This is a genomic window from Candidatus Protochlamydia sp. W-9 (assembly GCF_001950615.1).
GTDB lineage: Bacteria > Chlamydiota > Chlamydiia > Chlamydiales > Parachlamydiaceae > Protochlamydia > Protochlamydia amoebophila.
In genome coordinates, this window is sequence record NZ_BCPZ01000045.1 from 40,488 (window position 1) to 67,002 (window position 26,515).

Consider the following 26,515-nt stretch of genomic DNA (forward strand, 5'->3'; position numbering starts at 1 on the left):
CCTTTCTACGTTTTTTAAATAAATAATTGAGCTGCTTTTTTAATAATTGCTTGCTCAATGGCTTTGCTTAGTTCCTTCTGAATGGGATGGTAAATAGCCATATTGGCATCGCCAATTTTTTTGGTCGGATAAGTGATGCGAAATCCCTTACCGTCTAAACGCTTATGGACGCCAATGGAGCTCAAATACAGATAATCTCCAATGAACAACGCTTGCAAAACCAATTAATCCTTCATGAGGCTTGATTGGAATGATCTCGATTTTTTTGATATGCATAGTTTTGTGGGTTGTTACGTTTATCAATTTTTAAAAGCAGGGCGAAGAAACCGCATACATGATGCTTAGCTTGGTCATCTAGCCAAGTAGAGGAATGATGAGATTTCTTTGATTTGCTTTTCATGAGGCTATTTTAACATATAAGCACGTCAAAAAAGGTTAAGTGGTAGGTAAGTCAGAATAACAAACGTCTATAGAGGGAAAAGATGGATTTTCTGACAGAATGAGTCAGATTTTGAAAATAAGAAAAATAGTTATTTAAACAAAACTTGGTTTTTGAGTTTCTTTTTTTGAGCCATGTACTCATCAGTTGGAAATGGCAATTGCCTTGGTTGTTGTTTTGGCGAAAGAACTTCTAAAAGCTGCTTCTGACACATTTTAATGGGCAATTGGTCAAGCTTGACGTAAAGACCATTAAAGATATTTTTGTTTCGAAAGAAAATATCCTTTAATATTCCCCTGATTCCTAGATCATTTCGTCTATCCGCAAGCTCCGAATCATCTATGACATCTCCAGCTTTTTTATGAATGAGATTCATTGCAAATTCATAAGCTTGGCTCCCTTCTCTTCGCCGAGCCACAAAACGATGATCCTGATCCCCGTTATTGTAATGGATAATAAGCCAAATTTGACAATCAAAGGAGTGAATAAAGAGCTCAACCGCACTAATCACAAAGTGAGTACCTAGTAGGTCTAGCAATTGGTTTTTTAGAACAGGAGTAGACCGCTCAACATGCTGCAAATTAATAGACTGATGATTCGATTGTTTAACATTAACGATAAAGTGATCACATAGTCTATTAAAACTCAACTTAATCGCTTCGTGTTTAACTATATGACCTAAATTTTCTCTGAAAGCCTGATTAGAAATCTCATTTTTGGTCCACTCGCGTATTAATAACAATTGTTGCCAATCCTTCACTAGGCTTAAGCTGGTGTTTTGCCTTTCTACTTCTTTGCACCAATGATCAATATTGGCAGAAAAGGTTAGCCGCTCAATAATATGATTAGAACCCACTTGGATTATTTTAGCGAAATCTTTGACAAGGTCCTGGTAACCCCTATCTATAATAGTTTGTATAAGAGTTTGTAAGGGCTCCCAGAGTTCGTATAATCTTTTTTCTAGGTCGTTCCGAACTCCATTCTCCTTGATAAAAGCTCTCGTTATTAAATCTTGAGCAATCAAATTTTTTAATTGAGCATTTGCTTCTATTTGCTTTGCCAATTGACTGACCACGGTATTAATATCCCGTATTGCAGCTTCAGCAGTTGTTTTGAGAAGCAGGTTCGTTTGTTTATTCTCCTGGTCGAGAGTTTCAATCAAAGGGTAGATTTGAGGCTCTGAGTAGACAAAATCTATGAAATCTTGAAGCGTTTTGATGAACCATTCTAGAGAAGGACTATCTTCAACTCTTTTTAAAAACCTCTCTAAGATTGATGTTACATCCTTCATACTCTACCTTCTTACAAACTATTGATATCGAGTTGATTATTAAAGCTAATAGGAGATAACTCTTGTTTTCTGAATTTCAAATTTGTATCATAAAAGATGACTGGATCGGGAGTTCCCGATCGGCGTCCTGCCTCGGTGTATACCGAGGCTTTTCGCTTTCTAAGGATAACATTTTAATCCTACCCCCATTATATAGAGATATCCCAAAATTCTTCTTCTTAACTACTTCAAAGGCCATGCTTTGTTGTTCTGGCCTAATCACGTGTCTGGCTATGGAATGAGCCACTAAATCAGCAATTTGCAAACCACAGCTATTTGTTTTCTTATTAGCGAATTTGATGTCGAAGTGATGTTGATTACCTTGAAGACCTGCTCTTTAAACTGTTGCATGTACCAATTTAGCAAGAGTATGAAGAGTAGGATTTTTACTCTTAAAGGTATGATATAGAGTCGTTCTGGGTAAATCGTGCTCTTTAGCAAGTTGACTTTTGTTTTTGGCACTGATATGAGCCTCTAGAATCTCAATCACACCATCAGGATCATTTTTCTTCAAACATTCCCAAATAGCTTTGGCAATCAATTGTTCATCTAATAAATCTTTATTTGGATTATATTCACGCGGCTGTTTTTTAAACTTAGTCATAGACCCAGTCCTTATAGATTTTTTCTGCTTGATTAATGTCTTTGGTCTGGCCATTTTTATTTCCTCCTAAAAGTAGCAGCACTTGGCTGACTGGTATTAAAGAGTAGTAGATGCGCCTTCCATTTTCCCATCGAAGTTCCCAAACGTGGTCTCTTACCTGTCTGTGATCTCCAAAATGTCCCTCTTCTCGGACGTTTTCAATTCTTTTAGCAATTTGAACTCGCGATTTTGGGGGCTCTTCCTCAAGCCATTCTTCAAATTCACTCGTTACTAGTATCTTGTACTTTATCTTTATTGTCCCATATATTGAACAATTCATCCAGTAGGAAATTTCAACTCTCGAGCTCTAAAGCTAAAGATTTTACTTTAAGCATGGGAAACTTTCAACTTCATTCCCTCGGATAACAGACCATTGATAAGAGGAAATTGAACCAATTTTTGCTGATAATCTTTCCATGGAAAAGTTCGAACTGTATCCAATGTCTGGAGTTTCATCAAATGTTGTGATGCTTGCATGAGTATCAAAAAACTCACGCAGCATCAATAACAGTTTTTTTATTCAGTCCTCTAAAAAATATTCTTCTAAACCTCTTATTCTAATCCCTACATCCTATTGAACAGAAAAATATTTGAACCCTTAGGCTATTAATCACAAAAGCTTTCCTTGTGAACGTGGCCGTTTCTAGAAGCTAGTTCGTAATATTTTTGCCATTTTTCTTCCAAAAAGAATTCGCATGTTTTTTGCAAAAAATTTTTCAATTTCCTAAGAAATGGATAGCGAGGATTGAAAACTAAAATGAGATTTTTTTGCTTAATGACTCATATTAGTTATCCCGCTGATCAAATATTTCAAAAAGAAACTTCCTAAATTTATCTCATTTAAGAGGAAGAATGCAGCCAATTAAGTATCTTCAAATCGATGAAAAATTCGAGAAACAACAATTGCTTCAATGATTAAAAAATAGAATAGATTAGGATGATTGGGAATTAGCAAAATTTGATATTTAAATCTTTATCTCCGGGCAAAAACAAACTAGATCTCTAGCCTAGCCAATTTTCTTATGATAGTATTGTACATGTATAAACGATAGGTGATCATGACAAGGGAATATCCAATGCATAAAATTAGATGGGGACTGTGCTGTATTTTTAAAGAAGCTCCAATTAAGTTTCGCACGACAACTGTGGCGTATATTGCAAGATTAAGTAATCGAGGTGAACCTTATTTAAATTTTTTAAGTACATTAATCTTAAGTAATTTAAATACGTTGATAGCTGCTATTGAATATTGTAAACAATTTAATATTGGGAGTTTTCGAATTCAAAGTGAATTTCTTCCTTTATTTAAACATTCTCAATATGGTTACCAACTTGAGCAATTACCAGAAGCTGCGCTTATCTTCCAAAAATTTGAATACTGCAAAAAATTAGCTCAAACAAATGCTGTTCGGCTAACCTTTCATCCTGATCAATTTGTCGTTCTTAACTCCCCTCACGAGCATGTCGTCAAAAATTCTATTCAAGAACTAGAATACCATGGAGAAATAGCAGAATTATTAGGAGCAGATGTAATCAACATTCATGCAGGAGGAACATACGGAAATAAAGCAAAGGCTCTAACTAATTTTGCAGAGCGATTTGAACGTTTATCAAAACGCGTTCGCACACGTTTAACAATAGAAAATGATCATCGGTGTTTTACTCCCCAAGATCTGCTTTCCCTTTGTCAACAACTCAAAATCCCCCTAGTTTATGATGTTCATCACCATCGTTGTTTACCCGATGAATTGTCCATAGAACAAGCAAGCATTCAGGCTTATAAAACATGGAATCGAGAACCCCTTTTCCATATATCTTCTCCTTTAGAGGGCTGGAATGGACCAAAACGAGAAAGGCATCATGACTATATTGATATTCAAGATTTCCCTACCTGTTGGTTCAATTTTCCGGCAATGACAATTGAAATTGAGGCTAAAGCGAAAGAACTAGCCATTTTCAAACTACAAACTGAGCTTGATCTTATATTTAAAAAAAATTAAATAGGGGTTCGATTGACTTATAATTTTTTTAGTTTATTTCTTAAAAAAAATTATATAGCCATACATTAAACATACTAGCTTTAAAAAATAAACCAGCTTTGCTTAAGATTAGACTCTCCTAAAAAAATTAAAAGTTTGAGCAACTATGTCAAAAACTTGTTATGTTTGCTTCTATCTAAAAAGTTAAAATCCAAGTCAAATCAATATTTTTTTACTAAATTTGATGAAGATTTTAATTTCTAAATTGATTTCTCTTAATTTGGTAAAGTGATTACAAATTAATTTGCTTAACTTCTAGGCAAAAGATATCTTATCATTTTTATCTCCCTACTAAAGCAACTCAAATCCAAATTTTTTATAGGGCAGGATAAGCGATGATTTAGCAACTAAAATTAGATTTACGATGAAGAAAATTAAAATAAAGCCCGAGGCTTGCACAGAAATTGATCCAAAAAAATTAGCTGAAGTCGCTAATTTAACTTACGTGAACAATTTCAAACATGGAATTACGCGAGAGCGTAAAGGCAAACAGTTTATATATAAAGATAGCAATGGCAAAGTTATTATCGATTCTAATGAAATTAAACGTATTCAAGCTTTAGCTATTCCTCCTGCCTATACAGATGTTTGGATCTGTCCGAGTCTTAATGGTCATATCCAAGCTACCGGACGAGATGCAAAGGGTCGTAAACAATACCGTTACCATGCACTTTGGAAAGAAGTTAGCGATGAAACCAAATATGGCAAGATGATCGCTTTTGCTCAAGCACTCCCTACAATCAGAAAACGAATCAAACGAGATTTATCTTTAACTGAGATGTCAAAAGAAAAAATTTTGGCTGTAGTCGTTTATTTATTAGAAATGACGCTCATCCGTGTAGGAAATGAAGCATATGCAAAAGAAAATAATTCTTTTGGATTAACAACCCTACAAAATCGCCATGTTTCGATTGAAGGAACAAAAATGACTTTTAAATTTTTTGGTAAAAGTGGAAAGCAGCATACCATCACTCTATACGATAAACGTCTAGCAAAAATTGTCAAGCGTTGTAAAGATTTGCCGGGACAAGAGCTTTTTGAATACATGGATGAAAATGCCATGCCTGTATCCATCAGTTCTACAGATGTTAATGAATATTTACGTATGATCACAAACGATCATTTTACAGCTAAAGATTTCCGTACATGGGCAGGAACAGTGTTGACTGTCTTTGCTTTGCAAGAATTCGAACACTTTGACTCACATGCGCAAGCAAAGCGCAACATTGTCCAAGCCATAGAAAAAGTGGCTAAAAAGTTAGGCAATACCCCAGCCATTTGTCGCAAAAGTTATGTCCATCCAGAAGTCTTTAACGCTTACTTAGATCAAACTTTATTTAAGATGACAAAGCGCCCAAGCAAAAAATCTGTAGATTTAGTCATGGAACTTAGTTTTGAAGAAACGTATGTTCTCAATTTTTTAAAAAAGCGAATGAAATGAGAAATTTCAAAGAAAATTCTAAATTATCGAGATTAAATAACAAAATTTTTGCTTGAAATTTACCTATGAGGCAAAAATTTTGTAAGCGCAAGAATTTGCCAAACATTGAACTCTAAGTTTCAAAAAATCCACACATCATAAGATCATATCAATAATAATAATGCTGGCTAAGTTGACGGCAAAGAAAAATTTGAACTTATAAGAGCATCTAAGACAACTTCATATCCATCCAAACTAGTGCCATGTCAAGGAAAATCCCAAATTTTCTCCTTCATTACGGCGAACACTTCCTTCCAAATGAGAGCACATGGCATTGAGACTAGTGGATAAAGGCAGTTCAATCTTTTTTAAAGCTTAAATACAGTTGCTAGTTAGCGATTAGTTTTAAACGATTTAATGCTTGTTCAGCCGCTTTTTGCCAAGTCCAATGCTCTTTAACATGCTGACTCGCAGCCGCACCTTTAGATTTTGCAATAAAAGGATGATTAGCAATCCAACGCATTTGCATTGACAAAGCCTCTATGTCTGGTTCCATTAACCAACCTTCCCCTGCAAGCGTATAACCACTAAAATGTAAACCTATCGATTTTTTTAAAGAAGGAATTAGCCACCCATAGGCATTTGTCACAAAATCATCTGTTGCTCCCCCTTTAGTCACAAGAACTGGCAAGCCACAAGCCATCGCTTCTAAAACTGGGAGACCAAATCCCTCTCCTCTATATGGATGTACTAAACAATCACAGGCTTTATAAAGACTTGCAATTTGATTCGCGCTTAAATTTTCATCAAGATAAATAATTTCGGGCGCATTAGGTTTGTCTTGAAACTCTTTAAACATTTTTTCATATGTTTGCCCTGCATACGCATCTTTAACTCCCACATCTTTGACAACCAAACAGACATCATCAAAGTTAGTAAAAGTTTTTAAATAACTCGCCAGAAGTAAATCAGGACCTTTTCGATAAATTGTGCCTCCTAAAAAAAGGAATTTAAATTTTTTATTTGTTTTGAGAGGAAAAGGTTCAATGTGAGGATTAAATGTCAGAAAGTCAACCCCATTGGGTATCACAACAACTTTACTTTCTGGAACACCAGACTCTACAAATTCACGCTTAACAAAATGCGTGGGAACCCAAACTTCATCAACTTTTTTAATATTTTCAACCCATTCTAAAGGGATATAGCCATATTCCCAAGGCTGCATTAAAACCCATTTTCCTTTTTTAGGTGCTTGCCAATTAGGAGGCCAACTATGTCGCACTGTAATTTGAGCTTCTTGGGTAGATTCTATTTTTACAATGTGAGCCCAATTTTTCAATTCATCAATTACTCTAGGATCTGCTAAAGTTTGCAAGGAACTTAAATTTCTATTTGATACGCAAGTTAATTTAACCCCAGGTACCTGCATTAATTGTTTTGAAAAACTTTGATTGACAAGAGACAAACTTCCCAAGTCTAAAAAAGACCCTTCCCAAACAATAGATAACGGAGCTGGCTCCTGGTTAATAGCAGGTGTTTGATTTTGTGCTGATAAAATAGGAGTAAGAAAGAATAAACAATAATGGAAATATATGAATGCTATTTTCATGAGTAATCAGGTATTATTTTAATTTGGTTCTTCTAGCAACCCTAACTGTTCTAACGGGATAAATAAATAATCATTACCGGATAAATTTGAACTGGCATACCCAAAACTTTCAATGGTTTGAATTTTATTTTGTTTTTGCTCATTGTTAGAAATTTTGACGATCATGATAGGTTTATTTCTTTGGATTGTTTCCCATCCTCCGGCTAAAATTTCCATCACAAATCCTTCTACATTGATTTTAATCAATGAAATATTGTGTAAATGAAAATTATCTAGCTCGACAATCTGAACTTTATTTTTATTGTCTAAATAACAAGGAGAAGAAACCATTTCATATTCTTCTTTAAGAATATGCATTGCTTTCCACTCCTTTTTTACCCCTAAAGCTTTGTGAAAAAGCTCTACCTGATGACAATTATTTAAATACATATTGATGGCGAGTTCACAAAATATTTTGGCTTGTGGTTCGAATGAATAAACCTTTCCTTTTTCTCCCACTAATTTTGAGAGAGCTAAGGTGTGTGTTCCTATATGTGCACCCACATCGATCGCAACTGTGTCCGGTTTTACATATGTTTGAAACTGAGAATAAAAATGTTCTTCCCAATTGGCACCTTGCTTAATGGTATGACTTTTAATGCGATCATTGTTTTCGTCTAGTAAAAAAAGGTCTCGATTATAAACACGATAAATTTGGTATTGATCCAGATTAAAACCTTTTGCAATTTCACTCAAATAAAAGTCGTTTGTAAAATAAGGAGAAAGAATAGAATGAAAAATTGCAGGTGTAATTTCTTTTTCTGCATTCACTAATTTAAAGTTTTTCTGTTGATCTAATGTTGCATCATCGCTTAAATGCATGAGAAAGCCAAATTCTCTTTCATTGCAAATGAATTGACCCATATTTTTTTTTCGAGCATATGTAGAAAATGCTAAAAATTCATAATTTTTAAATCCTTCAGTAAAGCTCAGCTGACTTAAGAATGGAGCTTGAATCAAATAAACACCATGCACACAAGGGACTTGAAAAGTTCCAAGTTTTTGTCGATTTGCAATTGCTAGATAATCTTCATGGTGTTTGTAATATCCCTCTTCCGTTACATCGCAAAAAAAATTACGATAAGGATCATGAGGTTGGGGAAAAGGCCTTAAAAGCGGGCTAATAATGGGCTTATCTTTTTCTATTAGATATTTTAACGTATGAGGAGCAATAAGCATATCGGAAGATAAAATCAAACAATAATTGCAGCTTTGCTGTTGACAATTAGCCAAATACCCATTTTTAATATTTGCAAGCACTTTATTTTTTTCAATAAAATGTTTTTTTTCATCTATGCTTAAAATATGTTCCACAAAAACAAGACTCTGATAAAATTTCCTATTTTTTTCAACCCACTGCACCACATTTTTTCTTACATGCTTATTTTGATTACAACAATCTATTTGCAAATGCATTTTTGCTTTATCATAATACAATTTTTCGATCGTTTGTAGAAAAGAAGGAATCAATTGATCATGATTGTCAATAATAGCCCCTACCCAAACAAAGTTTTGATCTTCTTCAAAAATATCTTTTTGCATCCAAGCTCTAACAAGAAAAAATAAAAGTAAGATACTGAGACTTATAAAAAGTGAGCTAAAAAAAAGAGATCGAAGTTTCATAAAGCCTTATGTTTGGATGCTAAATTAATTGAGAAATTTAAGGTGGCTGAGATATTTTATGCAAAAAGAAAAAAATTTAAAGTTTACCTAAAATTCGATATGTTTTTTCATAATAATATGCTAAGAAACGTAAAATTTTATAATAAATATTATTAATTCAATTTATCATTCTATGACAAACACAGCCACTAACTATATTAATCCAATACAAAAAAACACTCTCGTAAATCAGGTACTATAAAAAAACTCAAAACTTTAACAGACTTTGGGGTTACTTTTGGCAAAACACTTCATTTAAACATAATTTGTTGAAATTATTACTATACACTTATACTTATAAATAGGCGAATTCACCAATTCTTTATTTCGAAACTTTGCAAGTAATGAGGATTGTTTAAAGTGGGCAGATGCACAGCAAAAAAACAGCCTGCCAATATTTATTAATAATTTGTTAGTAAGTTATTTAGGTAAAAACCTATCTAAATAGTAACAGCTTTGAATCAACCTTAATAAATTCAAAATTCTCTTAGATTTTATCGAATTGATCAAAAATCACGCATGAAGTTTTAATATTTTGAAAAATACAGTCTCTTCTTAACTCACCTTTTTTATAGTGCGCATTTACCATTAAATAGGACCCGCACAATTTCACCCATCCTATAAAACCCACAGATATGGATGCTAGGTTAATTACTGCTTCCCTGACACACGAAGCAATAAACTCTTGTTTCAAAAATTTCGACATGATTTCTATTAGTTAATTTTTTGAAAAGAGGCTTTGCGTTCACAGCTTCTTTAGGCTACCACTTCCCTCAAAAAGCCTATCTATAGTGGTTGCTACTAATTTCTTACTAAATTTATTTAGTCTAGCTAAAGTTAATCAAACAATTACCGTACTCCCCTAACACCATACTTTAAAACGAAGGAGTTACTGTGCCTCCTTTTTCAACTTAACTTTTATTTGTTATATTCATTCTAATCTCTTGATTGCCAATAAATCTTAATTTATAGTACTTATTGACTACAAAAATCAAATTGTTAACATTAAATTTATAATTTATTAACATAGGTTTTTTATTATAAAAGGGTTCAACAAAAAAAAAGGAAAATTTTCATGAGTATTCAATCTATCTATCATTCAATGTCAAACACTATTTCTAATTATGCTAGCAACATACCAAAAAACACTGTTAAAGCGGCAGTCATTGCGGGAGCTTTCAGTTATGCTACTAGTTTCTTAATCCTCAACAATGCAAAAGCATCTTCTGTATATGGTGCTATTGCAATCACTGCTACCTTAATTCATGGAGCGGTTAGTCCTCTATTTCAAAAATTTGCAAATGATCAGCAACAACTAGGTTTTGTAGGAGAAACTTTGAGAACTGGTATTTCTTGTGCAGGAAGTTTTGCCCTCGCAGCTTCTTTAGGTTACCGCTTCCCTCTAAAAAGTATATCTATAGTCTTTGCTGCTAATCTCTTCCCATATCTTCTTGGTACAACTTGCACAAGTAAACTTACACATCGCGTGATCGCTTAACTTTTAAAATGAGGGGGATAATTACCCCCTCATTTTTCAACTTATCTTTCTTTTACCTTCTATTTACTTAAATTTTATGACGAACTTCTTTGAATATTTGCTGATGATAAAAAATAAGTATTTAATTTTAAATTTATCATCTATTAATGCAGTTCTTTTATCATAAAAGAGTTTAACAAAAAAAAAGGGAAATTTTCATGAGTATTCAATCTATCTATCATTCAATGTCAAGCACTATTTCTGATTATGCTAGCAACATACCAAAAAACACTGTTAAAGCGGCAACTATAGCGGGAGCTTTCAGTTATGCTGCTAGTTTCTTAATCCTCAACAATGCAAAAGCATCCTTTGTACCTGGCGCTATGGCAATCACTGCTACCTTGATTCATGGAGCGATTAGTCCTCTATTTCAAAAATTTGCAGATGATCAGCATCATCTAGGTCTTGTAGGAGAACCTTTGAGAACTGTTATTTCTTGTGCAGGAAGTTTTGCCCTCGCAGCTTCTTTAGGTTACCACTTCCCTCTAAAAAGGATATTTATAATCTTTGCTGTCAATCTCTTCCCATATCTTCTTGATACACCTTGCAGAACTGATTCTACACGTAGCATGTTTTACATGTAACATGTTTTACACGTGTAGCATATCGCTTAACTTTTAAAATGAGGGGGATAATTACCCCCTCATTTTTCAACTTATCTTTCTTTTTACCTTCTATTTACTTAAATTTTATGACGAACTTCTTTGAATATTTGCTGATGATAAAAAATAAGTATTTAATTTTAAATTTATCATCTATTAATGCAGTTCTTTTATCATAAAAGAGTTTAACAAACAAAAAAGGAAAATTTTCATGAGTATTCAATCTATCTATACTTCAACGTCAAACATTATTTCTAATTATGCTAACCGCCTACCAAAAAATATTGTTAAAGCGGCAACTTTTGCAGGAGTGGTTAGTTTTGCGGTGAGTTTCTTAATCCTCAACGATGCAAAAACAACCTCTGTACATGGCGCTATTGCAATCACTGCCACCTTGATTCATGGAGCGGTTAGTCCTCTATTTCAAAAATTTGCAAAGGATCAGCATCAACTAGGTTTTGTAGGAGAAACTTTGAGAACTGGTATTTCTTGTGCAGGAAGTTTTGCCCTCGCAGCTTCTTTAGGTTACCGCTTCCCTCTAAAAAGTATATCCTTAATCGTTGCTGCCAATCTCTTCCCATATCTTTTTGCATATAGCAGAACTGATAATGCACGTCCCCTGTTTGCTTAATTTTTAAAATGGGAGGAGGAATAATTCCCTCTCTCATTTTCAACTGGTCTTTCCTTTATTGACCTATTCATCCTGTTTAGTCGCCTTATTTTCCTGGAAGCCTTTTCTTTAACGCATATTAATTATAAAAAACAATAAAGGCATTTAAGTACCAAGCGAAACTTATCCAAATCCAATAAGGCCATAAAAGTTGGCTAGCCAGTTTAGAGTGTTGATAAAACACGTTTATTGTATTTAAAACTAATCCCCATAAAATCATCAAATTCAACAAAGCTATAAAAGGGAGTTGTAAATAGAAAAAAATCCACGACCAAAGAAAATTACAAATAAGTTGTACACCAAAAATAAAAAAAGCAGGTTTTTTATTTTTTGTAGGACTGATCCAAACCAAATATAATGCGATAGCCATGAATACATAAAGGAAGGTCCAAACAATAGGAAAGACAATATTCGGAGGAGTAAGAGATGATTTTATAAGCGTTGGATACCACTGATGAACACTAGAGGAAGTGATCCAGCCACTTGCCCAACCTCCCCCGACGCAAATCAACAAACAAATCACTAATTTTAAAATATGACTCATCCTTCCGCCCTCTTGTTACTTCACGCATAAAACCCCTTTAAACAGTCTGTATACGTATTTTCCCATCAATTCATCTTCTTTCTGTAAGTTTTAATAGCCATAAAACCGCAGATATGATTATTTTGAAAATTTATACCATTCAAAAATAAATGTATAATAGTTAGAGATAAATCAATGCGTGATAGCAAATCTCAAACACGTCGCTTAAACCAGATAATTAATTCTTATTGGCAAATGATTTAGATATTGAATGAAAATCCTTCATAAATCTCGCCCTAATTAAAGGAATAAACTTAAAGATGAAAGTAGCTAGAAAATCTGTCTTTTACATGTTATTTTTTACCGGCTTAATCTTGTTTTTGATTTTAATTATGCAGGTTCTAGAGATTTTACATTTCAAAGAATTTATCGCCATTTTATTTCCAGAAGGGTGGGTTGCTGTCAAAGAACGAAATCTTCTTTTGATCATTCAAGCCTTAATGCTTTTGGTGGTTATTCCTGTTTACATTTTGACATTTGTTTTTTCATGGAAATATAGTGCGGATAACCCCAAAGGAAAATATGATCCAGATCTAGTTGATAACAAATTTGCAGAATTTATTTGGTGGGGCATTCCCTTAGTCTTAATAATATTTCTGAGCGTCTTAACGTGGGTAAAAACAGCTGAGCTCGATCCTTATAAGCCCATTATCTCAGATAAAAAAGAAATCACTATTCAAGTCATCGCTTTGCAATGGAAATGGCTTTTTATCTATCCTGAAGAAAAAATTGCTACTATCAATTTTCTACAAATCCCTCAAGACACCCCAATCCATTTTGAAATTACTGCCGATGCCCCTATGAATTCATTTTGGATTCCTGAACTTGGAGGACAAATTTATGCAATGCCGAGTATGCAGACCGAACTTTACTTAATTGCCAATCGCACAGGAGATTATCGAGGATCTTCTGCAAATTTAAGTGGAGAAGGATTTTCAGGAATGAATTTCATTACAAGATCTTCAACAGAAGAAGAGTACCAACAATGGTTAGCTTCTGCGAAACAATCGAACAATATTCTAAATCAAAACGAATATAATCTAATCGCAAAACCCAGTAAAAACAACCCAGTAGAAATTTATCGATTAGAAGAAAATTCTCTTTTTGATCTAACAATTGATAAATACATGTACCCTCAAAAGAAATAATTAAAATATGTTTGGTAAACTCACTTTAGAATCTTTTAAACATGAGTCCAGTCAAAATTTTGCCGTGGTGATGATGCTTATCAGCGGTATCGCTTTGATTGGCCTGATTTTTTATCTTAAAAGGTGGAAATGGCTTTGGAATGAATGGATCACGACAGTTGATCCCAAACGCATCGGAATTATGTATATTATCGTTGTACTGATCATGTTTTTTAAAGGATTTACAGATGCTTTAATGATTAGATTGCAACAAGCCTTATCTGTCGGAGATTCTCAAGGGTTTATTTCTTCTACACATTTTCAAGAAGTTTTTTCTGCCCATGGAACAACAATGATCTTTTTTGTAGCCATGGGAGCAGTCTTCGGACTTTTAAATTTAATTATTCCTTTGCAAATCGGCGCTAGAGACGTTGCTTTCCCCTTCTTAAATGCGGTTAGCTTTTGGCTTTTTACAGCCGGGGCAATGCTAACACTCATTTCACTTGCCATTGGTCAATTTTCCATAGCCGGCTGGTTAGCCTATCCTCCTCTTTCGGCTCTAGAATACAGTCCCGGCGAAGGAGTTGATTACTGGATTTGGATGTTACAAATTTCAGGAATCGGAAGTACACTTTCCGGGATTAATTTTCTTGTAACCATTCTAAAAATGCGCTGTCCTGGAATGGCTTTAATGAAGATGCCTATCTTTGTTTGGAGTAGTTTGTGCTCGATGGTTTTAATCATCTTTGCCTTCCCAATTCTAACTGCAACTTTATTTATGTTTTCGCTAGATCGTTATCTAGACATGCACTTTTTTACGACTGGTGGTGGCGGAAACCCAATGATGTATGTGAACTTGATTTGGGCATGGGGACATCCGGAGGTCTATATTCTGATTTTACCCATTTTTGGAGTTTTCTCTGAAATTGTTCCCACTTTTTCAGAAAAAAGGTTGTTTGGGTATGTCTCTATGGTTTGGGCTCTCGTTCTAATTGCTTTTTTCTCTTTTGTCGTTTGGGTCCACCATTTCTTTACAATGGGAGCTAGCCCACATGTCAATGCCCTTTTCGGGATTTTGACGATGATTATCGCTATTCCAACAGGTGTTAAAATCTTTAATTGGCTCTTCACAAAATTTCGAGGGCGGGTTCATTTTACTTCTCCCATGCTTTGGTTCTTCGCTTTCTTGTTAAATTTTACAATTGCTGGAATGACAGGTATTTTACTAGCTTCCCCTCCCGTTGATTACCAAGTTCATAATAGTTTATTTTTAATTGCCCATTTTCATGGAATGGTAATTGGCGGTGTTCTATTTGGATTTTTTGCGGGATTTACTTATTGGTTTCCCAAGTTTACAGGTTTTATGTTGGATGAAAAACTAAATAGATATGCTTTTTGGTGTTGGTTAAGTGGATTTTTGCTAGCCTTTATGCCTCTTTATATGCTTGGTTTCATGGGAGCGACAAGACGCTTAGACCACTATGACGTTTCGACAGGATGGCACCCTCTCTTCTTGATTGTTGCTTTTGGAGCTTTTATCATAGCATGTGGAGCATTTATTCAATTTTTTGGATTATTTTGGAGTATTAAAAATCGCAAAAAGAATTGGGATAGTACGGGTGGCGATCCATGGAATGGAAGAACTCTAGAATGGTCTATTCCTTCTCCTGTTCCCATTTATAATTTTGCCATTATTCCAACAGTCGATCAAATTGACCCTCTGTGGGCAATTAAAAGAGGTGTCGCACCCGAACAGAAAAAAAACTATGAAGATATCTATTTACCTAAAAATACCCCTATGGCTTTTTATATAGGAAGTTTAAGTTTGATTTTCGGATTTGCAATGACATGGCATATTTGGTGGCTTGCTTTAGGAAGTTTTGTCGGAATTCTAGCCTGTCTGATTGTTCGATTATCTCAAGATGATCCTCATGACGTCATTACTGTTGCTGAAATCAAAAAAATAGAAGATTCCTATTCAAAGAGGTAATTAAAATCAATGAGTTCATCTTTAATAGTTCATCATCAAGATACCCTTGATCGACAACCCGATATTCTTGCTCCAGATCCACATCAAGATACGTTTTCTAAAACGTATTTCGGATTTTGGATGTATTTAATGACAGATTGTTTACTTTTTGCCACCCTCTTTTGTACATATGCAGTTTTACATAAAAGTACGTTTGGAGGCCCTTCTTCACACGAACTATTTCAACTGCCAACAGCATTTATAGAAACATTGATTTTACTATTAAGTAGTATGACATGTGGATTAAGCATGCTCGCTGCCGTTAAAAGTCAAAAAAAATATGTGATCGGATGGTTGATCATTACATTCTGTTTAGGAAGTAGCTTTCTTTTCTTAGAAATTCAAGAGTTCTCTCTTCTGATTCGAGAAGGGAATGGCTTTGATAGAAGCGCCTTTTTGTCCTCTTTCTTTACTCTCGTAGGAACGCATGGATTGCATATTACATTTGGATTATTATGGATGATCGTGATGATTGCTCAAGTCATTTATCAAGGTATTACGCTTTCTACTTTTCGCCGTTTAGCCCTGTTTAGCTTGTTTTGGCATTTTCTTGATTTAATTTGGATTTCGATATTTACATTTGTTTATTTACTGGGAGTAGCTTAAATGAGTCATGAACTAAATTTAGATGACGTAAAGAAAGAATGGCATGGAACATTTAAATCCTATGTCATAGGCTTTACAGCCTCATTAATCTTAACACTCCTTTCCTTTTCCTTTGTTTTTTTTAAAATTTTAAAAGGACAAGATTTAGTCTATACCTTGATAGGTTTTGCCCTAACACAGACATTTGTTCAGCTAGTCTTCTTTTTGCATATTGGGCAAGAACCTAAACCCCGGTGGGAAAGCATTGCTTTAGGCTTTACAATATTAATTTTACTCATCGTCGTTATCGGATCACTTTGGATTATGCATGATTTGAATGAACGCATGATGGGGTACATGACACAAGAAATGACACATGATTAACTACTATTTATTATTGACTAAGCCAGGAATTATTTTTGGCAACCTCGTCACAGTGATGGCCGGTTTTTTATTAGCTTCAAAAGGGCAATTACAATTCGGACTTTTTCTTTCAACAATCCTGGGTTTAGCTTTCATCATGGCTTCTGGATGTGTATTTAATAACTACATTGATCTTGAAAAAGATCGACTCATGAAACGAACTCAGAACAGGCCCCTTGTGATAGGAGTAATTTTTGAAAAACAAGCTATTGTATTTGGATTAGCTTTAGCAATCGTTGGAGCTATTATTTTATATTTCTATACCAATTTTTTGACACTAGTTATCGCTGAATTAGGATTTATTATTTATGTTTTCTTTTATAGTATTTGGAAAAGTCGGACAGTTTATGGAACGGCGATAGGAAGCCTTGCAGGGGCTGTTCCACCTCTTGTTGGTTACTGTGCAGTCAGCAATCATTTGGATTTAGGAGCTTTTATTTTATTTGCCATGATGGTGTTTTGGCAAATGCCCCATTTTTTTTCTATTGCCATCTATCGTCTGCAAGACTATTCAGCAGCTAACATTCCTGTTTTACCTCTGAAAAAAGGAATTCAAATAACGAAAATTCGCATTCTTTTGTATATTATTATCTTCACATTGACATCCAGCTTATTGACATTTTTCCATTTTACCGGATCTCTTTATTTGTTTCTGACAATCGGATTAGGTCTGACATGGTTACTCATGGGATTGAGGGGTTTAAAAACTTCTAATGATCAACAATGGGCACAACAGATGTTTCGTTTTTCTCTTGTTATCATCAGTGTTCTTTCTCTAACCATCCCATTCGATTTGGTAAACTAAAAATGCAATTCACTTTAATGGGCTCTAAAGGGCTTTTCTTGCCACTCTATTTTAGAAAGCTAGCAAAAAGGAAAAGAGACGAGAGATGATGTTCTGTCGAATGAAGAAATCCTGGCAAATACGTCCTTAAAAATTTTTAGAGGGCCTAAAAAACAGGAAGGACGCGTCAAGCATCATCTTTAATAAGTATTACAGAATGATTCAAATGACATTTGTCATTTTTGAATTGAATCCTTGAAAATTAGGCTTAACTTCAAAGGGTATCAATCTCACTGTGATTTGACTTTTCATCTGTAAAAAGTGGCTTTTATCACTTCCAACTTATGAGAAATTTTCTAAAACTTAGCGCTTAACTTTTGCCCATTTTTATTATGGTTCAACCTCGGGGAATAGATCAATAAGTCCAATAGCAGAAAAATCTATGTCTAAATCGACCTTTTTTAAAGTTTAGATCCAATAACATTTAAAGCTTCTGCCATTCACAAACAAAAAATACCCATTAAACAGTTAATAGTAGGATATAATTTTAATTTGCAGTAAAAAAGAATTATTTATTTCGATAGAAAACTTTATTCAAATAATCAAACTTTTTCGGAAATAGTTTTATAAGATAAACAACTATTATTTTTATAGAAGGCCAACATCCATGTTATCGATTATAGACGATGCTAGAATTGGGTACAACACCGATTTGCTCGATAAGATTCTTAAACATCTGCCTTTAAAAGATCTAGCAGCTCTTTCTAGCACATGTAAAAGCTCCAAGGTTGCGATTGAGCAGGTATTCTCAGAAAAATGCAGCGCCACTTCAAGGCTTTATCCTTCTTGCAGAGAATTATTGCCAAGAAATAGGGGTGATATAGACTCATTGCCTGCGCAAATACGGGTGACAAAGCTTGATAGTTCTCATATCCCCAAAAAATGGAAGCTCGCTGAGATCGCAAAAGAGCTATGGCTCGATTCCGAAGCCCTACTGCCAGAAGATATGATTGATAAGGTAAATAGAGTCGATGTGCATCTACAAATTGAAGGATTTAAGTTATGTGGCGTTAAAGCCGATGGCGACTGCTTTATGAATGCTTTTTTAGAAAGCCTGAAAACTTTATCTATAAAAATAGAGCACCTGGATCAACAGGGAAATAAAATCGCGTATTTGAGAAATGTTATTTCCGAGGAATACGTTAAAACATCTGCTAGAGGTCTTCCTAATGAAAGAGCTGAAGAAATTAAAAAAAGAGCCGAAGAAATTAAAAAAGATAGAAAATGGATTGCTGCTTCGGGAGAGGGTGATTTATTAGCCAAAGTTCTAAATATTCCTATCCGAATCGTCACCGTAAGCAAAGATAGATGGGGCTGTGGTATCAATGATATGCTCGTTTTTCCAAATGCTGGTCATTCTAACCAAGTTTGGGAATCTTTATCTTCTGAAGAAAAACCCCAAGCGTATGTTCTTATTATAAATTTGCAAAGGCATTTTATTTATGCTAAAAAGCAATTGAAAACAAATATTCCTCCTCTTTTGAACATGCCTCTCTCAGAGCATCACTTGCCCCCTGTTTCAAAGCTCTCCCTTTTGGCTATTCCAGAAGCTCCGTTGAGGCAATTCCCGCTATTATCTAAACAAAGCCCCATTCGCGTCATGGAGTATTTTTACAATATAGCTACAACACCTGAAAAAAAACGTGCTTGCCTTTGCTATTTGCTTTATTATCAACATTACAATGCTGAATTTACAGAGGAAGAAATCCGTCGATTGGGCTATTGTTCTCCTTTATTAGCTAAACAAACAAAATCTGGCTATATCAGAACAGCGGATGAGCGTCTTTTTAAATTGATAGAACCGTGGATTAAAGTACATCTGAAGGATTTTTTTCGTCATTGTTTTTTTCCTGCCAATGGTAATCCCTTAAATTTAGTCAAGCTGAGCGCCACTTCAGCCATTTCTGTTTTAAAGATTTTTTTTAAAGAACAGATTCGAGAAGTCGCATCACTAATACCAATAAAAATTAAGAAAAAAGAACGTATTTGTAGAGATAAAAAATTTATTTTTGTTGAAATTACCCCTTCAGATTTAAAAAAAGGTGCATACGATATTGTTAAGGAACGACTGTTAAAAGAAGGGATATGTATTGATAAAACTAGAAAATATCATCCCAACCTTTGTGTTATATTTCTCCTACAAATATCCAATATCGATTTTAGATTGATGTGGGGTGCAAGATTGCCTCCTCTCAAGCGTTGTGATTTCAAGCTTCAATACATGGCATTAGACAGCAAGGAAATGTTTGGAGAAAAGAAGACTGATGAAATGGGCGTTTTTTCGCTATTGAACGAAGCGGGCGCTGTTCCAGATAGACTAGCCTTAAATGCATTCTTGACGAAAGAATTAGGGAATGAAGATTTTGCCAGTGCTTTAAAAGCAATCGGGCTATCCATTCTTATTAAAGAAAATTACTCCCCCGTTCATCTGCTTAATACACTTGCCATTTGGCATCGCCAAATAGAGGAAATAGACAGTTATACGGTTGCAGACGATCCCGGTTCAGAGCTCTATCGAAAAGCAATTTTACAATGGCATATTTGTTTTTTTGAACATTATGAGTTAACTAAATTTGCTGCTCCCCTTTTACACTCTCAAGTCAGTCCCTGGATTTCAAACGCAACGGGAGACAAGGAAATTGTGCAGTGGGCTAAAGCCTATCAAAACCTGTGCGAGATTGTGATGTTTTGCCTACAGACATTTCCTGAAAAATTTTCAGAATTAAATCTTGAGTCAATTTTGTTGGATTGCCTGCAAAACGAGCGCAAACTGCCCCCAAGCATTCAAACAACCATCGGTTTATTTCCTTACGCAATGACCGGCTTTTTACATATCTTCGACCATCTTTTGCAACGCTTTGAAGCGCTTCAACAACCGTTCATAATGACCCATCTTTGTCATAATTATTTTGAAACCTTTAACTTAGTAGAATTGCTGGGAACAAAAAGTCCTCTTATTTCCTCAACAAAAGTGGATTGGATCGAAGACATTAATGAATTCCCGGATGTTTTGATCGCCGATATTCATCCCAACAATGCAACGAAAGAAATTTTATCTCAAAATAACATAGCCGAATGGATCCAAAGTGCCTTAGAAGAAAATCCTTCGAAGACAATGATTCTCATTCTGGATATCACGCTTAATCACTTATCCGATCCCATTCTTCAAAGAACACTTAAAAAACTTGTTCCGTTTATTGAAAAGGGGCAATTGGAGATTTTTGGTATTCAAAGCCTCGCCAAATTAGTCCAAGTCGGTGCGGACAATTTTTCTGGCGGTATCTGCCTCCATCTTGGAAATTCCTCAAAAAATAGCAATCTTAATTTCCCTTCACCAATCCCAGAAAAAGCCAGGTTTTTCTCCTTAATGAGCCACCACTTTCAACATATCACGACAGACTATTTTGAACAGGTGCGCAGCAATACCAATTTAATGTATGAGATCCTTACCGAAGGGTTTTCGAACATTTCGGAAATCCTTTATGTCGAAAAAAATGATGGAGAGAGCGATCGAATAATGCAATCTTTTTGCGCTGCTAATATCACACCTAATGGAGACAATAAGACAGTTTACGTTGCTATTAATTTTAAAGCTCTTATTAGTAAATTGAAAATAACGGATATAAGAGAAAAAGAGAAATTAATCAGCTCTTTTATAAATTTAATCGTAAAATTAGCCGAATTACGGGGACTTCCCTTAGCCACCCGTCAGAGTTTTGGATTTTCTTTATCTAATATGAGTCAAACAGGCGAAACCATCCGATTTTCCTTGGGTATTGAAAACGAAAAGTTGCTATACAGATACGCCGATGTTGTGATAGATTTCACTTATGCCTTATCTATATATGTCGCAAAAAACCCACGACAATTTGATATAAAAGAATTTGAAACTAATGTCGAAAAAATTATAAAGATTTTAGAAAGTGGAGAGATGGATCCCATTACAGCTCCGCTCTGTGAAGAAACCTTCAATGAACATTTTGACGAAACACTTGAAACTGTTGGAAACACTGAAATCCATTTTAAGAACCATCAATTTAGTTTAAAAATTTCAGAAAATAATGAAGATTGTTTGGTTTGCCCAATGAATCTCCATCCTAACATCGTAATTGATGGATACAGCCTCCAAAATCCCCATTCCGACTCAATCTTGATGAGATTCATTTTTCATGTCATCTGCTTAAATACCAAACCCACGCATGTGACTGTTCAAACATGCCAAGGTAAGAATCAGTATACGATTCACGGTATTTTTGACGGCCATTTCCTATCTTCAGATGACAATCAAATAGTTGACAAAAATTCAAAAATTAAGATCAATTTTGAACCAAATTTTTCCTTAACTTTGCCAAATGGCAATCGCCTCACTAGCAATCAAGTTTTTGTGAACATTCAAGAATTAAACATGGGTTCTGTTCCTGTGAATTTAAGTAAGTTGAATGTACAGAAACGCTACTTGGTTTTTGAAAAATGCATTCGTCATGACTTTGAAGTAGTTCCATACGAATATGAACAGAGTGCTTTTTTACTTAAGCTTACCAAACCAAAACCTTCTCTAGATTATCTCGAAAAAATTAAAGAGCTTTTTAAAAATGGTTTACCTGCTGTTGTTAATTTTATAAATGATCTAAACTTGGAAGATCTACCAGTTGCTTCTGACCTTTCTGGGAAATTCCAACAAGAACCACTTAAACGCATTCTTGGGGTTTTAAAGAAATTAGGTGTCCATATTAGTCATAAGCTAACTGAGGAGATTATCTCGCAAATAATAGGGATCAAATCTGACGATTGCAAAAAAGCGTTCTTAAACGGAATCGCTGAAGGTTTCCTTTCTGATAGTTTAGATGTAAACAAAAAACTAAGGCCTGAAATTGCTAAAATCTTTGCCAGTCTATTTAGCCGTAAGGATCTAGCTATTATTGTAGATGACTATATATTCGATCATTGGATCAAAGATCTCCAAGAGCATATAATAGCATGTGGAGATAAATTAGATAAACCTAGAGTGTGTGCTTATTTAATTGCCTTTTTCCCTCGGCTCAAATGGATTTCTTTAGATGAAGTAGATCTCTCCATCTCCATACGTGACATTGGAGAAAGAACTGAATTTCAACCCCTCCTCGACCATATTGCTGTTTTAGAAAATAGCTTTTTGGAAAAAGCAAAAGGTGTAAAAGAAGCTCAATTTTTAACTAACTTTCTAAAAGTATATGTATTTTATCCATTGAGCGATGAAAACAAACAAACTTTATTAAACAACCTTGCTATACTTCCTAAAGAGCTTCGCAAAGAATGGATTTACAACCCCAATTTTTATTATTATCCTTTGGATCGCGCTGACATCCACTTTGCAGCAGATGATTCTGACCTTATTTGTTGTGAAGAAAACAAGGAATTACTTAAAATCTTTTTTGAAAGTATCGAAGGTAAAACTCTCATCTTGGAAGATCTAAATACAAGGATGGAAAACATAGTCAGGACCGTTTTTCGCTGGGCTCTTATGACTCAAGATAAAAAGCTTTTTAAGGCGCTGCAAGAATATGGTGAATCAATCGGTTATTCAACAAAAATTATAGAGAAATTACAATTTTATCAACAATACCTGGATAAGTCAGACCCCATACAACTTGAATTAATAAATTTTATCAATAGTTTGGCAAATAAGTGGGAAGAAGATTAAAGTTGAAGGAAGTATCAATATCAATAATTGAAAATTAATCATTTTTGATAGGAAATAAAATGCGTCTTAAAAAACAATTAAACAGTGAAAAAAACTAGCTATTTTCCCTTTAACGAGAAACTTTTTAGAGGCTTAAAGTGTTTTTTAACCATTTTTTAAGTCATTTTTTTTTAACTTGCCTTTAAGTTATTTTTCTTCTAGATCAAGCTATTCAGGGCTGATTTTAAGATTTATGATTTTCTAGAAAAACTACTAAAAATCTTTTTAATGACTTCAGCAGTGTTTCTGCGTTAGCAACTTAACATCTACCCCGGGAGTAATGACAAAAATTAAATTATTTTTCAGGAGGGCAACATTTTAAAATAGAGTTCTTCTGAAACCCAATTTTTAAGTTCATAATTGTATAACCCTGCTAAAAGATTAAAGCGTAGCCCAAAACTTTTTCTCCTATTTCGATAAATTAATGAAGAAAAAGAGAAAGAGTTAGCTAATTTTCGTGATTCCAATAAATATTACTGTGAGCTTACTGATCATTTTATTGACCTAAACTAAGAATGCTACGAACAAGTGGAAAGAGTTGGAAAAGAAGTAAAAGAACTTGTTTAAGATGGCAAACAACTTGCAGAAGAAGCAAATGATTTAGCCGGAAATGTACAAGAATTTGGAACACGTGTAAAAGAACTAGAACAAAATTATAAAAGTTTTGAGCATGAATTAGAGTATCGGACTCAAGAAGGAGAAGAATCTAAGCAATTAATGGAAGAGATTAACAAAAAATGCGATAAAATTGCAAAACTACTTGATCCTTCTAAAGATTCAAGCTCGCCATTATCAGTAACACAAACTTCTCTACCATGTACCATTCTAGATTCTCAAAAAATAGAAAAACAAAATTTGTTTTTCTTGGATCTATTAATGGTTTAATGCTTAATTTTCCTTCTCATAAAAATTTTTCTACACCTTTCTTAAATAAAATTCGTTTAATTTTTGCTTGGATTGGTATTTTCCAAATCGCTACTGCGATTCTTTCATTTTACCAACTTAAAAAAAATCACTATTCTAAACAAAAGTGAGCATTTTTTTCTGCTATATCCTCTACTCAATCTAATCAATCGATTGACTGAAAAATAAAAAAGATAAAGTTATACCTTTGCTTGGTTTGCTTCTCAATTAAAAACTGATCAAATCATAGGGTTAAAAAACAAACGAATATTTTTTAAATTCTAATTCTTTTTGAATAAGCGTTTTTATAGTTGGCATAATGATGAAATCATAAGCTAACAGCTTTCCTCTTCCCGCATATATTCTGATTAGGTCGATCAGGCCATTACAGTATTCTTTTTCTGTTGTGCAGAATGAACTGCAAAAACTCTTATAATTTTTCTTTTTATCTTTAATAAATTTTTTAGTTACCGTTTTTTAATCAATTTAACCTAGAACAAAATAATCTTATTAAATATAATTGTTATTATTTAACTAATCATCTTCTCTTAATAAAGATAGAGGCTTTATGCAGATTTCTTTAAAATTCCCTATAGAAGCTTTACCTGAAGAAACAAAGGTTGCCATTTTTAATCATCTTAAGAGCCCAAAAGACCTCGCCATGGCTTCTTTAGTTAGTAAAGCCTGGCAACAGCTAGCAGAGGATCCCTCCCTATGGAAAGCTCAATTTTGTCGCCAATGGAAAAAGTTGACATTCTCGACCCACCCTACCTTAAATTTAAATTGGAAGAAAATTTATAAAAAAAGGCACCAAATTCTAAAAGAAGTCAGACGTAACAAAGCCACATTATGTGAAGATCGATGTAAGCATGACACCTACCAATTACCCGGTTTTGCTGCATTCAGTCCTATTAGTTTAAAAGTAGAAAAAAAAGTAGCTTTCATCCAAGTCACTCCTGGGACTGCGCAAGTCTATTCTCTTGAGGAAAAGGGCTGTCAATTAGTTTTTGATAACCTAAAAGACGAAAATTCTCGTTTGATCCACTATTTAGAAGGGCATATGATCCAAGTGACCCAAGAAGGTTCCCTCTATCGCTGGCCACTCAAAGAACCTTTTCCTTCGAAACCCTTAAGCAGGGTGGGAAATTTTGAAGAAGTCCATGTTGACCAGGAGTTGCTTATTTTAGTGTTGCCTCAGCGCAAGCAATTTGCCATTTTTAATATAGAAAATGGCTTAAAATGTTACGAATCTCCCCTTTTCCGCTCTTCCATCCGCTCTCTCGATTGCCGCGATAACCAAATTTTGATTCAATGTGAAGATGGCACGCTTTATTTTATCAAAGCTATTCGAAAAGAGAATGCCTCCCAAAATCTGGAACCGATTCTTTTGGACGGGCTCTTTTTAGATCCTCTTTCCAAAGAGCTCGTGCAATTTGGTGAAAAACACGTCATTATTTTGGGGAAGGATGCGGTGAAACGCCTCTGTACAGTTTGGGATGCTGCTAGCGGAAAAAAAATCTTTGAGGGCTCTCTTGAAAGAGAATCAAAATTTCATCTCAACTCCAAATCTAAATGTATTACAGCTTCAGCCTATAATGGCGAAAAACTCGCCGTGGGTTTTGACAAGGGATATGTTGTTTTTTATGAACCCACTACTGGAAAAAAGATTACAATGCACTCTTTTGATCTTTCTCCTGTCCAATTTCTTAGCTTCGACTGCGATCAAGAACATTGCTGGGTGGTCACTAATCCCTACTATTTAATTAATTGTCTAAACATCACAGACAAGACTAAAACAGTGGGAGCTTTTTGCTCTACTAAACAAAAAAAGAAATTGGAAGATAGAGAAGCAGAAGCATTAAAGTGTAATTTAACAGGTATTTATGCAGATGAGCGCCGTTTGGCTTGCTGCGATAAAGAAGGGGGGTTAGATGTTTGGAACTTTGCTAAGACCTCCTCCCCCATTCCCACCCTTAAGCTTTGAAATTTAGCCTATTCAGTTGACTGTCTAATCAAGGCCTGTTTTAAAGTTCCCTCTTCACAAATAGAAGAATCTGTTTGCTTTAATTCTGCAATAAGCTGAACAGTCGCCTTGGATTGTAGGTTTAATAACTCATCGACAAAAGAAAGCGTAGCGCTAGACACAGGATAATGAATTAATCTAAACGGAGAGTTTATTAACCTGAATTTTGAATTTATCTCTTTGATAATAAATAAGAAGAATAAAATTTAAATGACAAAGGACCTCTGCATCATTTAAAACATTTGTTTTCCCAAGCTAATGTTTAATATGACATGAGAGGTCAAAATGG

Annotated in this window: 23 protein-coding genes; 12 read left to right on the plus strand and 11 right to left on the minus strand. The window is 34.5% G+C overall.

The annotated features are described in order from the left end of the window. Nucleotides 1-14: 14 nt before the first annotated feature. From BU804_RS01155 to BU804_RS13060, 6 genes are all read right to left on the minus strand, one after another. Nucleotides 15-218, minus strand: coding sequence for a hypothetical protein (locus tag BU804_RS01155; RefSeq protein ID WP_226996086.1), 204 nt, complete (start codon nucleotides 216-218; stop codon nucleotides 15-17). Between the two features lie 14 nt (nucleotides 219-232). Next, on the minus strand, nucleotides 233-400 hold the full coding sequence (locus tag BU804_RS13055; protein ID WP_158024980.1) for a hypothetical protein: 168 nt from the start codon (nucleotides 398-400) through the stop codon (nucleotides 233-235). 130 nt (nucleotides 401-530) lie between these two features. Next, a complete protein-coding gene (locus tag BU804_RS01160; RefSeq protein ID WP_075882646.1) occupies nucleotides 531-1,730 on the minus strand; it encodes a hypothetical protein in 1,200 nt (399 codons plus the stop codon). 376 nt (nucleotides 1,731-2,106) lie between these two features. Continuing rightward, nucleotides 2,107-2,373, minus strand: a complete 267-nt coding sequence (locus BU804_RS01170) for a helix-turn-helix domain-containing transcriptional regulator (protein ID WP_075882648.1) — start codon at nucleotides 2,371-2,373, stop codon at nucleotides 2,107-2,109. Further along, complete coding sequence (locus tag BU804_RS01175) at nucleotides 2,366-2,692, minus strand: type II toxin-antitoxin system RelE/ParE family toxin (RefSeq protein ID WP_075882649.1); 327 nt, start codon at nucleotides 2,690-2,692, stop codon at nucleotides 2,366-2,368. The genes BU804_RS01170 and BU804_RS01175 overlap by 8 nt, the downstream gene beginning before the upstream one ends. Nucleotides 2,693-2,739: 47 nt before the next feature. Next, nucleotides 2,740-2,889: a hypothetical protein gene (locus BU804_RS13060; RefSeq protein ID WP_226996087.1), complete on the minus strand. Its 150-nt coding sequence runs from the start codon at nucleotides 2,887-2,889 to the stop codon at nucleotides 2,740-2,742. Between the two features lie 599 nt (nucleotides 2,890-3,488). Between BU804_RS13060 and uvsE the strand changes: the two genes are divergently transcribed. Both uvsE and BU804_RS01190 read left to right on the plus strand, forming a co-directional pair. Next, a complete protein-coding gene (gene uvsE / locus BU804_RS01185) occupies nucleotides 3,489-4,412 on the plus strand; it encodes a UV DNA damage repair endonuclease UvsE (protein WP_079988553.1) in 924 nt (307 codons plus the stop codon). A 403-nt stretch (nucleotides 4,413-4,815) separates the two neighbouring features. Further along, nucleotides 4,816-5,892, plus strand: coding sequence for a DNA topoisomerase IB (locus BU804_RS01190; RefSeq protein ID WP_075882652.1), 1,077 nt, complete (start codon nucleotides 4,816-4,818; stop codon nucleotides 5,890-5,892). A 367-nt stretch (nucleotides 5,893-6,259) separates the two neighbouring features. On the opposite strand, the gene BU804_RS01195 is transcribed toward BU804_RS01190, so the two are convergent. Together BU804_RS01195 and BU804_RS01200 are read right to left on the minus strand one after the other, a co-directional pair. Continuing rightward, nucleotides 6,260-7,480 (minus strand): glycosyltransferase family 4 protein, encoded by a 1,221-nt coding sequence (locus BU804_RS01195; RefSeq protein WP_075882653.1) that lies wholly within the window; start codon nucleotides 7,478-7,480, stop codon nucleotides 6,260-6,262. An 18-nt stretch (nucleotides 7,481-7,498) separates the two neighbouring features. Beyond that, the gene (locus BU804_RS01200; protein WP_158024982.1) at nucleotides 7,499-9,061 is read right to left on the minus strand and encodes an FkbM family methyltransferase; all 1,563 of its coding nucleotides are present in this window, start codon (nucleotides 9,059-9,061) and stop codon (nucleotides 7,499-7,501) included. A 1,195-nt stretch (nucleotides 9,062-10,256) separates the two neighbouring features. On the opposite strand from BU804_RS01200, the gene BU804_RS01205 reads away from it, so the two are divergent. From BU804_RS01205 to BU804_RS01215, 3 genes are all read left to right on the plus strand, one after another. Beyond that, nucleotides 10,257-10,679 (plus strand): hypothetical protein, encoded by a 423-nt coding sequence (locus BU804_RS01205; protein WP_075882655.1) that lies wholly within the window; start codon nucleotides 10,257-10,259, stop codon nucleotides 10,677-10,679. A 197-nt stretch (nucleotides 10,680-10,876) separates the two neighbouring features. Next, a complete protein-coding gene (locus tag BU804_RS01210; protein ID WP_075882656.1) occupies nucleotides 10,877-11,302 on the plus strand; it encodes a hypothetical protein in 426 nt (141 codons plus the stop codon). A 229-nt stretch (nucleotides 11,303-11,531) separates the two neighbouring features. After that, nucleotides 11,532-11,951, plus strand: a complete 420-nt coding sequence (locus tag BU804_RS01215) for a hypothetical protein (protein WP_075882657.1) — start codon at nucleotides 11,532-11,534, stop codon at nucleotides 11,949-11,951. Nucleotides 11,952-12,069: 118 nt separating this feature from the next. Here the strand turns inward: BU804_RS01215 and BU804_RS01220 are convergent, their stop codons facing one another. After that, nucleotides 12,070-12,534 carry a TspO/MBR family protein gene (locus tag BU804_RS01220; protein WP_075882658.1) on the minus strand — a complete coding sequence of 155 codons (465 nt, stop codon included), beginning with the start codon at nucleotides 12,532-12,534 and terminating at the stop codon, nucleotides 12,070-12,072. A 371-nt stretch (nucleotides 12,535-12,905) separates the two neighbouring features. Between BU804_RS01220 and cyoA the strand changes: the two genes are divergently transcribed. The 6 genes from cyoA (at nucleotide 12,906) to BU804_RS01250 (ending at nucleotide 23,261) form a co-directional block, all read left to right on the plus strand. Then, entirely contained in the window at nucleotides 12,906-13,721 is an 816-nt protein-coding gene (gene cyoA, locus BU804_RS01225; RefSeq protein ID WP_226996088.1) for a ubiquinol oxidase subunit II, read from the plus strand. A 7-nt stretch (nucleotides 13,722-13,728) separates the two neighbouring features. Further along, entirely contained in the window at nucleotides 13,729-15,690 is a 1,962-nt protein-coding gene (gene cyoB, locus BU804_RS01230; RefSeq protein WP_075882660.1) for a cytochrome o ubiquinol oxidase subunit I, read from the plus strand. A 9-nt stretch (nucleotides 15,691-15,699) separates the two neighbouring features. After that, nucleotides 15,700-16,335: a cytochrome o ubiquinol oxidase subunit III gene (gene cyoC, locus BU804_RS01235; protein ID WP_193427177.1), complete on the plus strand. Its 636-nt coding sequence runs from the start codon at nucleotides 15,700-15,702 to the stop codon at nucleotides 16,333-16,335. Further along, the gene (cyoD, locus tag BU804_RS01240) at nucleotides 16,336-16,698 is read left to right on the plus strand and encodes a cytochrome o ubiquinol oxidase subunit IV (RefSeq protein ID WP_075882661.1); all 363 of its coding nucleotides are present in this window, start codon (nucleotides 16,336-16,338) and stop codon (nucleotides 16,696-16,698) included. It begins immediately after the preceding gene. Then, nucleotides 16,691-17,542 carry a heme o synthase gene (gene cyoE, locus BU804_RS01245; RefSeq protein WP_075882662.1) on the plus strand — a complete coding sequence of 284 codons (852 nt, stop codon included), beginning with the start codon at nucleotides 16,691-16,693 and terminating at the stop codon, nucleotides 17,540-17,542. The genes cyoD and cyoE overlap by 8 nt, the downstream gene beginning before the upstream one ends. 646 nt (nucleotides 17,543-18,188) lie before the next feature. Continuing rightward, nucleotides 18,189-23,261, plus strand: coding sequence for an F-box protein (locus BU804_RS01250; protein WP_075882663.1), 5,073 nt, complete (start codon nucleotides 18,189-18,191; stop codon nucleotides 23,259-23,261). A 728-nt stretch (nucleotides 23,262-23,989) separates the two neighbouring features. On the opposite strand, the gene BU804_RS15115 is transcribed toward BU804_RS01250, so the two are convergent. Then, entirely contained in the window at nucleotides 23,990-24,124 is a 135-nt protein-coding gene (locus BU804_RS15115) for a hypothetical protein (RefSeq protein WP_255371560.1), read from the minus strand. A gap of 647 nt (nucleotides 24,125-24,771) precedes the next feature. On the opposite strand from BU804_RS15115, the gene BU804_RS01255 reads away from it, so the two are divergent. Beyond that, nucleotides 24,772-26,187: an F-box protein gene (locus tag BU804_RS01255; RefSeq protein WP_075882664.1), complete on the plus strand. Its 1,416-nt coding sequence runs from the start codon at nucleotides 24,772-24,774 to the stop codon at nucleotides 26,185-26,187. A gap of 8 nt (nucleotides 26,188-26,195) precedes the next feature. On the opposite strand, the gene BU804_RS01260 is transcribed toward BU804_RS01255, so the two are convergent. Further along, the gene (locus BU804_RS01260; RefSeq protein ID WP_193427178.1) at nucleotides 26,196-26,348 is read right to left on the minus strand and encodes a hypothetical protein; all 153 of its coding nucleotides are present in this window, start codon (nucleotides 26,346-26,348) and stop codon (nucleotides 26,196-26,198) included. Nucleotides 26,349-26,515 lie beyond the last annotated feature (167 nt).

Excerpts from the sequence above, each read along its gene's own strand:
- BU804_RS01220 (WP_075882658.1), bottom strand. The coding sequence starts at position 12,534 with ATGAGTCATATTTTAAAATTAGTGATTTGTTTGTTGATTTGCGTCGGG.
- BU804_RS01215 (WP_075882657.1), top strand. The coding sequence starts at position 11,532 with ATGAGTATTCAATCTATCTATACTTCAACGTCAAACATTATTTCTAAT.
- BU804_RS01190 (WP_075882652.1), top strand. The coding sequence starts at position 4,816 with ATGAAGAAAATTAAAATAAAGCCCGAGGCTTGCACAGAAATTGATCCA.
- uvsE (WP_079988553.1), top strand. The coding sequence starts at position 3,489 with ATGCATAAAATTAGATGGGGACTGTGCTGTATTTTTAAAGAAGCTCCA.
- cyoC (WP_193427177.1), top strand. The coding sequence starts at position 15,700 with ATGAGTTCATCTTTAATAGTTCATCATCAAGATACCCTTGATCGACAA.
- BU804_RS13055 (WP_158024980.1), bottom strand. The coding sequence starts at position 400 with ATGAAAAGCAAATCAAAGAAATCTCATCATTCCTCTACTTGGCTAGAT.
- BU804_RS01175 (WP_075882649.1), bottom strand. The coding sequence starts at position 2,692 with ATGAATTGTTCAATATATGGGACAATAAAGATAAAGTACAAGATACTA.
- BU804_RS01195 (WP_075882653.1), bottom strand. The coding sequence starts at position 7,480 with ATGAAAATAGCATTCATATATTTCCATTATTGTTTATTCTTTCTTACT.
- cyoE (WP_075882662.1), top strand. The coding sequence starts at position 16,691 with ATGATTAACTACTATTTATTATTGACTAAGCCAGGAATTATTTTTGGC.
- BU804_RS01205 (WP_075882655.1), top strand. The coding sequence starts at position 10,257 with ATGAGTATTCAATCTATCTATCATTCAATGTCAAACACTATTTCTAAT.
- cyoD (WP_075882661.1), top strand. The coding sequence starts at position 16,336 with ATGAGTCATGAACTAAATTTAGATGACGTAAAGAAAGAATGGCATGGA.
- cyoA (WP_226996088.1), top strand. The coding sequence starts at position 12,906 with ATGCAGGTTCTAGAGATTTTACATTTCAAAGAATTTATCGCCATTTTA.
- BU804_RS13060 (WP_226996087.1), bottom strand. The coding sequence starts at position 2,889 with ATGCAAGCATCACAACATTTGATGAAACTCCAGACATTGGATACAGTT.
- BU804_RS01170 (WP_075882648.1), bottom strand. The coding sequence starts at position 2,373 with ATGACTAAGTTTAAAAAACAGCCGCGTGAATATAATCCAAATAAAGAT.
- BU804_RS01255 (WP_075882664.1), top strand. The coding sequence starts at position 24,772 with ATGCAGATTTCTTTAAAATTCCCTATAGAAGCTTTACCTGAAGAAACA.
- BU804_RS01210 (WP_075882656.1), top strand. The coding sequence starts at position 10,877 with ATGAGTATTCAATCTATCTATCATTCAATGTCAAGCACTATTTCTGAT.
- BU804_RS15115 (WP_255371560.1), bottom strand. The coding sequence starts at position 24,124 with ATGGTACATGGTAGAGAAGTTTGTGTTACTGATAATGGCGAGCTTGAA.
- BU804_RS01250 (WP_075882663.1), top strand. The coding sequence starts at position 18,189 with ATGTTATCGATTATAGACGATGCTAGAATTGGGTACAACACCGATTTG.
- BU804_RS01160 (WP_075882646.1), bottom strand. The coding sequence starts at position 1,730 with ATGAAGGATGTAACATCAATCTTAGAGAGGTTTTTAAAAAGAGTTGAA.
- cyoB (WP_075882660.1), top strand. The coding sequence starts at position 13,729 with ATGTTTGGTAAACTCACTTTAGAATCTTTTAAACATGAGTCCAGTCAA.
- BU804_RS01200 (WP_158024982.1), bottom strand. The coding sequence starts at position 9,061 with ATGCAAAAAGATATTTTTGAAGAAGATCAAAACTTTGTTTGGGTAGGG.